A 9,267-nucleotide genomic window follows, 5' to 3' on the forward strand; every position below is an offset into this window, starting at 1 on the left:
AACTAATTCGGGACCAGCAGGCCGACGCATTCGAGATGGTGCGTCATCGGGAAACAGTCGTAGCCGCGCAGTTCCGCCAGCCGCCAACCGTGGTCGCGGAACGTGCGCACGTCGCGGGCGAACGAGGCCGGGTCGCACGCCACGTAACCGACCGCGCGGGCGCCGGACGCGACCAGCGCCTCGACCACCCGGGCTCCCGCGCCACTGCGCGGCGGGTCGAGCACCACGATGTCGACGGGCCCGGCGACCCGCCGGCGGGCCAACGCGGTCTCGACCCGGGCGGCCACGACCTCGACCCAGGGCAGGTCCGTGAGGTTCTCCCGCGCCGCCCGCACACCGTCCGGGGCCGACTCGACGATGGTGACCCGGCCGTCCGGCCCGACCCGTTCGGCCAGCGCCGCGGCGAACAGCCCGGCACCGCCGTAGAGGTCCCAGGCGCGCTCGCCCGGCCGCGGCGCGACCATCTCCAGCGCCGCGCCGACCAGCGTCTCGGCCGCCGCGGGGTGCACCTGCCAGAACGTCTCGGCACCGAGCGTCCACGTGCGACCGAGCGCCCGCTCACGCACCGTGCCGGGTTCCGCACCCGGATGCTCGACCACGACGACGTCGCCGGCGGAGGAGGCCACGGTCTCCACGGACTCGGCGGTGGGCCACGACTGGCGCAGCACCGGCAGCGCCTGGATCTCCGGACGCGCGATCAGGCAGCGGTCGATCGGCACGACCTCGTGCGAGCGGTGCTTGAGCAGGCCGGGGCGGCCGGCCGCGTCCACCGCGTAGCGGACGCGGCTGCGCCAGCCCGTCGGCCCGCCGGGCAGGGCGGTGACCGCGACGCCGAGCGCGTCGACCTCGTCGGGCGCCAGCCGGCCGAGCCGGGTGAGCTGCTCGCGGAGCACCGCGGTCTTCCAGTCGAGCTGGCCGGCCGGGGTCACGTGCTGCAGGTCGCAGCCGCCGCAGCGGCCGGGCCCGGCGTATGGGCAGGGCGGCGTGACCCGGTCCGGCGACGGCTCGAGGATCTCGACCGCGTCGGCCCGCAGGTATCCACTGTGCACCTCGGTGACCACCGCGGTGACCCGCTCGCCCGGCAGCGCGTGCCGGACGAAGACGACCTGGCCGTCGAGCCGCGCGACGCAGTGCCCACCGTGCGCCGGGGCGCCGACGGTGACCGTGATCAGCTCTTCCTGGTCGACCGCGACCCGCTCCTCGCTCATGATCGCTCCGCGGTGTCGCTGCCGACGCCGGGGCTGTCGGCCGGCGTGCCGGAGCCGGGCTGGGCCGGCGGGGCACTCGGCGGCGGCCCGCCGTGCTTGTGGCCACCCCGGTTGCGGGGGCCGCGGGCCGGTGTCCGGATCAGGGTCGCGTCCATCCGCTCCAGGTTGCGCGTCTGGCTCGACGCGAGCTGCCACGGCACGCTGGTGACCATCACTCCGGGCTCGAACAGCAGCCGGCCCTTGAGCCGCAGCGCGCTCTGGTTGTGCAGCAGGTTCTCCCACCAGTGGCCCACGACGTACTCCGGGATGAAGACCGTGACCACGTCGCGCGGCGAGTCCCGGCGGACCCGCTTGACGAAGTCGATGATCGGCCGGGTGATCTCCCGGTAGGGCGAGTCGATCACGGTCAGCGGCACCGGCACGTCCCGCCGCTCCCACTCCGCCTGCACGGCCCGGGTGTCCTTGTCGTCGACGTTGACGGTCACCGCGGTCAGCGTGTCGGGGCGGGTCGCCTGGGCGTACGCGACGGCGCGCAGCGTCGGCAGGTGCACCTTGGAGACCAGCACGACGGCGTGGTTGCGGGCCGGCAGCATGGGCCGGCCCTCCTCGGGGGCCAGCTCCCGCGCGACCCGGTCGTAGTGCGACCGGATGGCCAGCATCACCACGTAGATCACCAGCATCGCGGCGATCGCGATCCAGGCACCGAGCAGGAACTTCGTGATCAGGACGATGACCAGGACGGTGCCGGTCAGGAAGGCGCCGAAGGTGTTGATCGCCCGGGCCCGGTGCATGCGGCGCCGGGCCTCGGGATCGCGCTCCCGGGGCAGCAGCCGGTTCCAGTGCCGGATCATGCCGCTCTGCGAGAGCGTGAACGAGACGAACACGCCCACGATGTAGAGCTGGATCAGCCGGGTCACCTCGGCCTGGAACGCGACGATCAGCACGACCGCACAGACGGCCAGGAAGATGATGCCGTTGGAGAACGCCAGCCGGTCGCCCCGGGTGTGCAGCTGCCGGGGCAGATAGCGGTCCTGGGCCAGGATCGAGCCGAGCACCGGGAAGCCGTTGAACGCGGTGTTCGCCGCCAGGAAGAGGATCAGGGCCGTGGCGCCGGCCACCACGTACAGCAGGATCGAGCCGGAGCCGAACACGGTCTCGCCGAGCTGGGTGGTGACGGTCTTCTGCACGTACTCGCCGGTGCCGCCGACGATCTGCCGTGCCGGGTCCTCCATGAACTGCAGGTGCGTCAGGCGGGACAGGTAGACGATGCCGACCAGCATGCTGACCGCCGCGGTGCCGAGGAGCAGCAGGGTGGTCGCCGCGTTGCGGCTCTTCGGGGGCTTGAACGCCGGCACGCCGTTGGAGATGGCCTCGACACCGGTCAGGGCCGCCGCGCCGGACGAGAACGTCCGTAACAGCAAGAAGACCATCGCGAAGCCGGTCACGTCGTGCTCGGCCGCGATGGTCAACCCCGCGCTGGGCGCCCGGAGATCGTCACCCAGGACGAATATCCGGAAGAAACCGGTCAGGAGCATGCCGATGATGACGATCATGAAGCCGTACGTCGGGATCGCGAACGCCGTGCCCGACTCCCGCAGGCCGCGCAGGTTGACCGCGGTGAGCAGGATGACAGCGCCGACCGCGACGGCGATCTTGTGCGTGGCCACCCACGGCACCACGGACCCGAGGTTGGCCACGCCCGACGAGACCGACACGGCCACGGTCAGCACGTAGTCGACCAGCAGCGCGCTGGCCACCCCGATGCCGAACTTCGGGCCCAGGTTGACGGTGGCCACCTCGTAGTCGCCGCCGCCGGACGGGTAGGCGTGCACGTTCTGGCGGTAGCTGGCGACCACGGTCAGCATCACCACGACCACGGCGAGTGCCACCCACGGCGAGAACACGTAGGCCGAGGCGCCGGCGATCGAGAGGGTCAGCAGGATCTCGTCCGGCGCGTAGGCCACCGAGGAGAGCGCGTCGGAGGCGAACACCGGCAGGGCGATGCGCTTGGGTAACAGCGTGTGCTGCAGCCGGTCGGAGCGGAACGGTCTCCCCAGCAGCAGACGCTTCATCACCGAGGTGGGTCTGGCCACAACGGGTAAGGGTACGGCCGTCAGGAAAGCGTCATCGCCCGGTAGGCCCGCACGGTATTTCTGATGCAGGCGGTACGGTCAATCGGCCGTAATCCGCCGTGGAAGGGGTGTCACCGGTGCACGTCGTGATCATGGGCTGTGGTCGCGTCGGCTCGACGCTCGCGCACACCCTCGAGGAGCGGGGCCACTCGGTCTCCGTGATCGACCAGAACCCCGACGCCTTCCGCCGGCTGGGCCCGGAGTTCGGCGGCATCACGGTCGCCGGGGTGGGCTTCGACCGCGAGGTGCTGCGGGACGCGGGCATCGAGCGGGCCGACGCGTTCGCCGCCGTCTCCAGCGGTGACAACTCCAACATCATCTCGGCCCGGCTGGCCCGCGAGACCTTCGGCGTGACCCGGGTCGCGGCCCGGATCTACGACCAGAAACGCGCCGAGGTGTACGAGCGCCTCGGCATCCCGACGGTGGCCACCGTCCGGTGGACCGCCGACCGGATGATCCGGCACCTGATCCCCGAGGGGCACGTCGAGATCTTCCGGGACCCGACCAGCACCGTCTCGATCATCGAGGTGCCGGTGCACAAGGACTGGATCGGCCGCCTGCTGCGCTCCGTGGAGGACGCGGTCGGGGCCCGGACCGCGTACCTGATGCGGTTCGGGATCGGCACCCTGCCCACGGCCTCGACCGTGATCCAGGAGGGTGACCAGCTCTTCATGCTGGTCACCGACGACATCGCCCGGTCGGTGACCGACGTCGCCGCCGCCGCTCCGGAAGGGGGGCACTGACCATGCGGGTCGCCATCGCCGGGGCGGGCAACGTGGGCCGCTCGATCGCCGCCGAGCTCGTCGGCAACGGCCACGAGGTGATGCTCATCGAGCGGTCGCCGAAGATGCTGCGCCCGGAGCGGGTGCCGGCCGCGGAGTGGATCCTGGCCGACGCCTGCGAGCTGGCCAGCCTCGAGGAGTCCAACGTCGCGAGCTGCGACGTGGTGGTCGCCGCGACCGGCGACGACAAGGTCAACCTGGTCGTCTCGCTGCTCGCCAAGACCGAGTTCGCGGTGCCGCGGGTGGTCGCCCGGGTCAACCGCGCCGAGAACGAGTGGCTGTTCACCGAGCAGTGGGGCGTCGACGTCTCGGTCAGCAAGCCGCGGCTGATGGCCGCGCTGGTCGAGGAGGCGGTCACGGTCGGCGACCTGGTCCGGCTGATGACGTTCCGCCAGGGCGAGGCCAACCTGGTGGAGATCACCCTGCCCCCGACGGCGCCCTACGTGGGCCTGCCGGTGCGCAACGTGCCGCTCCCCCGCGACTCGGCCCTGGTGGCGATCCTGCGGGGCCGCCGGGTCCTGGTGCCGACGCCGGACGACCCGCTGGAGGCGGGCGACGAGCTGATCTTCGTGTGTACGGCCGAGGTCGAGGACGCGGTCCGCGCGGTGATCCTGGGCCCGGACGCGGCGGACCGCCGCGCGGTCGGCTAGCGGGTTCGACCGCGGCTTGGCACGCTTCGTCTGGGGTCACCTCGCAGACGCGGGCCTGCGGCCGGTGGCGGGTCCGGGCCGGCCTGGTGTCTCGTCGATCGTGCTCCCAGATCCGCCGCCCCGGAACGAGCCGAACCGCCTGCGGCCCCGCACAGGTCTCCGCCAAGCCGTACATGCGAAAGCATGTACGTACATGATTTCGCGTGTACGCTCCCGCGCACGGACCCGCCGCCGGCGCGACACGCCCGGAGCGCGCCACGCGACGGACCTGGCAAGCGAAGCGGTCCCTCGCGGGAGGAGCGGCCCGCGACCAACGCGGACCCGAGCAAAGACCCTGATCTTTCCAGCGGCTCCGTGAGTCGACCCTGATCTTTCCAGCGGCTCCGGGAGTCCGCCGCCGCGTCCCGCCGGAAAGCGAGGCCAGGTCAGGGCGTCCGGTCAGGCGTTCTCGACCGCGGGCGCCGGTGGGCGGTCGCGGGTCACGCGGCGGACCACCGCCACCGTGAACAGGGCCAGCAGCACGTAGGGCGGCGTGCCGAGGACCAGGCGGGCGATGCCGAGCAGGTCGTCCTGCTTGTCCCACCAGAGCCAGGCCTGCGCGCTGACCTTGAGGATCCAGACCACCGCCCAGACGACCGTGAGCCAGATGAACGTGCGCATCAGGCGGCGGTCCTGGCGCCAGTCGGACTTGCCGCCGGCCATGATCACCGACCAGCCCCAGCCCACCAGTGGCTGGCGCACCGCGGCGGAGATCAACAGGGCCAGGGCGAAGACGTAGCTCTGGATGATGCCCGGCAGGTAGAAGTCGCGGGCCTCGCCCGTGCGCCAGGCGATGATCGCGCCCAGGCCGATGCCGAACAGGCCGTTGACGGCGTGCCGGACCGGGCGCTTCTGGGCCAGCCGGACCGCGCCGATGACCAGCGCGACGCCGACCGAGGCGATCAGCGCCGGGTTGAGCTCCCAGATGATGTTGACGACGACGAACACCACGACCGGGACGCTGGACTCGACGAGGCCGCGCCAGCCGCCGAGCTGCTGCGACACCATCTCGCCGAAGGGCGGCAGCGGCTCCTCGCCGTCGGGGTCGCGGGTGGACTCGTCGGCGGCACGTGGCGGAGACGTCATCTGGTGGCTTCCAGCTCGTAGTACGGGTTGTAGATGACTTTACGGTCATCCCGCACCGCGACGCGACCACGCGCGCTCAACTGTCGCCCCGGCTCGATCCCCGCGATGTGCCGCCGGCCCAGCCACACCAGCGTCACCACGTCACTGCCGTCGTAGAGGTCGGCCTCGAGCGTGGGAAGGTTGGTGCGCGGGGTGTAGACGACGGTCTTGAGACGCCCGGTGAGCGTCACGACCTGCCCCCGCATGCACAGCCCGGCCGGCATGCAGCCGGACTTCGCGCTTTCCCGCTGGAGGCTCTCGGCCTCCAGGGTCTCCTCGTCAGCCGTCAGTCGCTGCAGGAACCGCCGCAGCGACGTGCGGCTCTGGTCGATGGCCATGGCCTTCGGGCTCACTCTCCTCGACGCCCCCGGCAGGACGCGCGCCACCTTCAGCGTACGCGTGACCGCCGTCACGCATCTCCCCGCGCCGAGCCCGTCGACGCGGAGAGCGGCGTCGATCGCTCAGCGTGGCCGGGGCGAGGGCCGGCGGCGCGGTGCCGGGCCGGCACCGCCCGGGCCGGACCCGTTGGTCGGCGGCGCGAGCGGCGGCTGCGCGGCGGCCGCTTCCTGCTCGTCGTGCACCTGGTCGGTGGCGTCCTTGGGCAGCCGCAGCGGCAGTGGCTCACGCACCGGCCGGGCCTCCTGGCCGCGGTCGACCACCAGGCCGTGCAGGCACTCCACCAGCACGCCCGCCTGGCCGGGGTCGGTCGCGGCCGGGCCCTGGAACACGCCGCGGACCATCCAGCGCGGGCCGTCGATGCCGAGGAACCGCAGGTCGGTCAGGCCGTCGGCGGTGCGCACCCGGGCGCGCAACTCGACGCCATATTCCCCCTGGGACTCCTGCGCCGCGACACCCTCGCTGAACAGCGACTTGCGGATCTCCTCGCGCACCTCGTCCCAGATGCCCTCGGACCGCGGCGCGGCGAACACGCCGACCTGCAGCGCGTTGTCGCCGTTGACCAGCACCACCTGCTGCACGGCACCGTCGGGGTTGGCCTGGACGCGGATCTCGACCTCGGGCACGGCCGGGATCTGCAGGCTGCCCAGGTCGAGCCGCTCCACACCGGACGGTGCCTCGGAGACGTCGTAGGGGCCGTGGCGCCGGTCGTCCGGCTGGGGGACCGCCGCGCTGCCCCGGGCCGGACGCTCGGACCGGCCGCGGTCGTCGCGGGCGTGCCGCCCGGATCCACCTCGCGAGAACATCAGTCCGCCCGCCTTTCACCCGTTGCCGCCGGAGCTGTCGCCACCCCGCCGGTGGAGCCGTGCCCGCCCGATCCACGGACGGACCCGGGCAGTTCCTCGACGACGTGGAAGTGTGCCCGCTCGACGCGCTGCACGACAAGCTGGGCGATGCGGTCGCCCCGCGAGATCTTCGCCGGCGCCGACGGGTCGTGGTTGACCAGGTTGACCAAGATCTCGCCGCGGTAGCCCGCGTCGACCGTGCCGGGCGCGTTGAGCACCGTCACGCCCAGCCGCGTCGCCAGGCCGGAACGCGGGTGCACCAGGCCGACGAAACCGTCCGGCAGCGCGATGGCGACGCCGGTCGGCACCAGCGCCCGGCCACCGGGTGGGATCTCGACGTCGGCGGCCGCCGACAGGTCGGCGCCCGCGTCACCTGGGTGGGCGTACGTCGGGAGCGGGAGGTCCGGGTCGAGCTGGCGCACGGCCACCCGGACGGCGGCGTCGGTCACGGTGTCAGCTTTCTGTCTGGGCCCGCGGGGAGCGGTCCCTCCTATCCTGCCGGGTGCCGAGCGTACGGCGCGCCGTACCCTCGGACATCGTGGCTACCGATGACTACGCCGAGCGGTTACGGCTCCCCTGGTGGCTGTGGCTGTGCGGGTTGGCGGTCGCGCTGCTCCTGGCGTTCGAGCTGTGGATGGGCGCGCCCGGCGTGCGGGCCTGGCTCCCGTTCGTGGTGCTGGTCCCGCTCGCCCTGTTCGGGCTCTGGCGGGCCGGCCGGATCCTGGTCGCCGTCCGCGGCGGGGAGCTCGTCGTCGACGACGCGCACATCCCGCTGACGTTCGTCACCGACGCGGTGCCCCTGGACGCGGCCGGCAAGCGCGAGCTGCTCGGCGTCGGGAGCCACGAGCTGGCGTTCGTCGTGCAGCGGCCGTGGGTCTCCGGCGCCGTCCAGGTGATCATCGACGATCCGGCCGACCCGACCCCGTACTGGCTGGTCAGCTCCCGCGACCCGGTCAAGCTGGCGGCCGCCATCGACAAGGCGAGGGTCAGCGCGCCTCTCCCTCGATGATCTTGCGGCGGCGCTTCTTGAGGTCGTCGATCACCTGGTCGCCGAGCGACTTCGTGGCCCGCCGGTTGAGGTAGCTGGCGACCGCCGCCCCCGTCAGGAACGGGCCGAGCGTGGTCAGGTTGCGGCCGAACCGGCGCAGCAGCCGGTCGCGCATCTCCTTGCGGGCGGCGGTGCCGAGCACCGCGCCGATGCCGACGCCCGGCACCATCGGGTTGACCCCGCGCTGCTGTGACCAGGCCATGGCCAGGGGGATGGCGCGCTGCGCGCCGTTGCCGGGCACCGGCTGCCCGTAGACCTCGTGCAGCTCGCCGATCAGCTTGATCTCGATGGCCACGACGGTCACGGTCTCGGCGGCCAGCAGCACCGGCGCCGTCAGCAGGGTCGGGGTCGCGGCCCACTCGATCGCGGCGACCCCGCCGCCCGCGGCGCCGACCCCGGCGGTGCCCAGGCTGGCGTTGCGGACGAGGCGTTCGGCGAGCTTGTCGTCGTCGAGGCCGGGATGGTGCTTGCGGAGCGTCTCGAGGTCGCGCACCGGCAGGTAGGGGGCGACGTCGTCGACCGCGTCGGCGATCCATCGCAGGGCCGCGCGCGGGTTGAACAGGTCACCGACGCCACGGGCGCGGACCTGGCTGATCAGCCGGCCGAGCAGCCTGTTGCGCTGCCCGGGCTCGAGGTCGTCGGCGGTGAGCTTGGCGACCGTGTCGCCGAGCTCGTCGTTGCTGGGCGGTTCGGCCGGAACGTCGGCCGCGGGCGTGGACTCCTGCGCCGCGGAGTCCGGCTCGCCCGTGGACCGCTCGGCGTGGCTCATCCGTACCCTCCAGCTCGGTCTCGTCCATTACGAGTCAAGCAGGTCGCGGCCACGCCCGCAGGTCGAAGTCGGCGGCGGCGACCGCGTGGGCCGCCGCCCTGGGTTGTCGATCCCCGGTCAGGCGCATTCCCGGCAGATCAGGTCGCCGTTGCGCTCGAAGGCGAGCTGACTGCGGTGGTGGACAAGGAAACAGCGCGCACAGCGGAACTCGTCCTGCTGCATCGGCAGCACCTTGACCGTCAGCTCTTCGTCGGCGAGGTCGGCGCCCGGCAG

At 72.6% G+C, this 9,267-nt stretch carries 11 protein-coding genes; 3 read left to right on the forward strand and 8 right to left on the reverse strand.

Annotated features, from left to right (window positions below; all coding sequences use genetic code 11):
• Window positions 1-2 precede the first annotated feature (2 nt).
• Both Asi02nite_RS21880 and Asi02nite_RS21885 read right to left on the reverse strand, forming a co-directional pair.
• A complete protein-coding gene (locus tag Asi02nite_RS21880; RefSeq protein ID WP_203715746.1) occupies window positions 3-1,208 on the reverse strand; it encodes a class I SAM-dependent RNA methyltransferase in 1,206 nt (401 codons plus the stop codon).
• Window positions 1,205-3,301 carry an APC family permease gene (locus tag Asi02nite_RS21885; RefSeq protein WP_203715747.1) on the reverse strand — a complete coding sequence of 699 codons (2,097 nt, stop codon included), beginning with the start codon at window positions 3,299-3,301 and terminating at the stop codon, window positions 1,205-1,207. Before Asi02nite_RS21885 ends, Asi02nite_RS21880 begins: the two co-directional genes overlap by 4 nt.
• A gap of 107 nt (window positions 3,302-3,408) precedes the next feature.
• Here Asi02nite_RS21885 and Asi02nite_RS21890 point away from each other — a divergent pair, with 107 nt between their 5' ends.
• Together Asi02nite_RS21890 and Asi02nite_RS21895 are read left to right on the forward strand one after the other, a co-directional pair.
• A complete protein-coding gene (locus tag Asi02nite_RS21890; protein WP_373312308.1) occupies window positions 3,409-4,083 on the forward strand; it encodes a potassium channel family protein in 675 nt (224 codons plus the stop codon).
• Window positions 4,080-4,772, forward strand: a complete 693-nt coding sequence (locus Asi02nite_RS21895) for a potassium channel family protein (RefSeq protein WP_203715756.1) — start codon at window positions 4,080-4,082, stop codon at window positions 4,770-4,772. Before Asi02nite_RS21890 ends, Asi02nite_RS21895 begins: the two co-directional genes overlap by 4 nt.
• Before the next feature lie 438 nt (window positions 4,773-5,210).
• On the opposite strand, the gene Asi02nite_RS21900 is transcribed toward Asi02nite_RS21895, so the two are convergent.
• The 4 genes from Asi02nite_RS21900 to dut form a co-directional block, all read right to left on the reverse strand.
• Window positions 5,211-5,897 carry a DUF3159 domain-containing protein gene (locus Asi02nite_RS21900; RefSeq protein ID WP_203715749.1) on the reverse strand — a complete coding sequence of 229 codons (687 nt, stop codon included), beginning with the start codon at window positions 5,895-5,897 and terminating at the stop codon, window positions 5,211-5,213.
• Complete coding sequence (locus Asi02nite_RS21905) at window positions 5,894-6,274, reverse strand: OB-fold nucleic acid binding domain-containing protein (protein ID WP_203715757.1); 381 nt, start codon at window positions 6,272-6,274, stop codon at window positions 5,894-5,896. Before Asi02nite_RS21905 ends, Asi02nite_RS21900 begins: the two co-directional genes overlap by 4 nt.
• A 123-nt stretch (window positions 6,275-6,397) precedes the next feature.
• Entirely contained in the window at window positions 6,398-7,138 is a 741-nt protein-coding gene (locus Asi02nite_RS21910) for a DUF3710 domain-containing protein (RefSeq protein WP_373312309.1), read from the reverse strand.
• A complete protein-coding gene (gene dut, locus Asi02nite_RS21915) occupies window positions 7,138-7,626 on the reverse strand; it encodes a dUTP diphosphatase (protein WP_203715750.1) in 489 nt (162 codons plus the stop codon). The genes Asi02nite_RS21910 and dut overlap by 1 nt, the downstream gene beginning before the upstream one ends.
• A gap of 89 nt (window positions 7,627-7,715) precedes the next feature.
• Here dut and Asi02nite_RS21920 point away from each other — a divergent pair, with 89 nt between their 5' ends.
• Window positions 7,716-8,186 carry a DUF3093 domain-containing protein gene (locus Asi02nite_RS21920; RefSeq protein WP_239126898.1) on the forward strand — a complete coding sequence of 157 codons (471 nt, stop codon included), beginning with the start codon at window positions 7,716-7,718 and terminating at the stop codon, window positions 8,184-8,186.
• Here the strand turns inward: Asi02nite_RS21920 and Asi02nite_RS21925 are convergent.
• Both Asi02nite_RS21925 and Asi02nite_RS21930 read right to left on the reverse strand, forming a co-directional pair.
• The gene (locus Asi02nite_RS21925) at window positions 8,164-8,994 is read right to left on the reverse strand and encodes a hypothetical protein (RefSeq protein ID WP_203715751.1); all 831 of its coding nucleotides are present in this window, start codon (window positions 8,992-8,994) and stop codon (window positions 8,164-8,166) included. The genes Asi02nite_RS21920 and Asi02nite_RS21925 overlap by 23 nt on opposite strands.
• A 117-nt stretch (window positions 8,995-9,111) precedes the next feature.
• Window positions 9,112-9,267: DUF4193 family protein (locus tag Asi02nite_RS21930; protein ID WP_203715760.1), on the reverse strand; the 156-nt coding region annotated here is incomplete at its 5' end.

Source organism: Asanoa siamensis, assembly GCF_016862555.1.
Lineage (GTDB): Bacteria > Actinomycetota > Actinomycetes > Mycobacteriales > Micromonosporaceae > Asanoa > Asanoa siamensis.

Excerpts from the sequence above, each read along its gene's own strand:
- Asi02nite_RS21880 (WP_203715746.1), bottom strand. The coding sequence starts at position 1,208 with ATGAGCGAGGAGCGGGTCGCGGTCGACCAGGAAGAGCTGATCACGGTC.
- Asi02nite_RS21900 (WP_203715749.1), bottom strand. The coding sequence starts at position 5,897 with ATGACGTCTCCGCCACGTGCCGCCGACGAGTCCACCCGCGACCCCGAC.
- Asi02nite_RS21905 (WP_203715757.1), bottom strand. The coding sequence starts at position 6,274 with ATGGCCATCGACCAGAGCCGCACGTCGCTGCGGCGGTTCCTGCAGCGA.
- Asi02nite_RS21910 (WP_373312309.1), bottom strand. The coding sequence starts at position 7,138 with ATGTTCTCGCGAGGTGGATCCGGGCGGCACGCCCGCGACGACCGCGGC.
- Asi02nite_RS21925 (WP_203715751.1), bottom strand. The coding sequence starts at position 8,994 with ATGAGCCACGCCGAGCGGTCCACGGGCGAGCCGGACTCCGCGGCGCAG.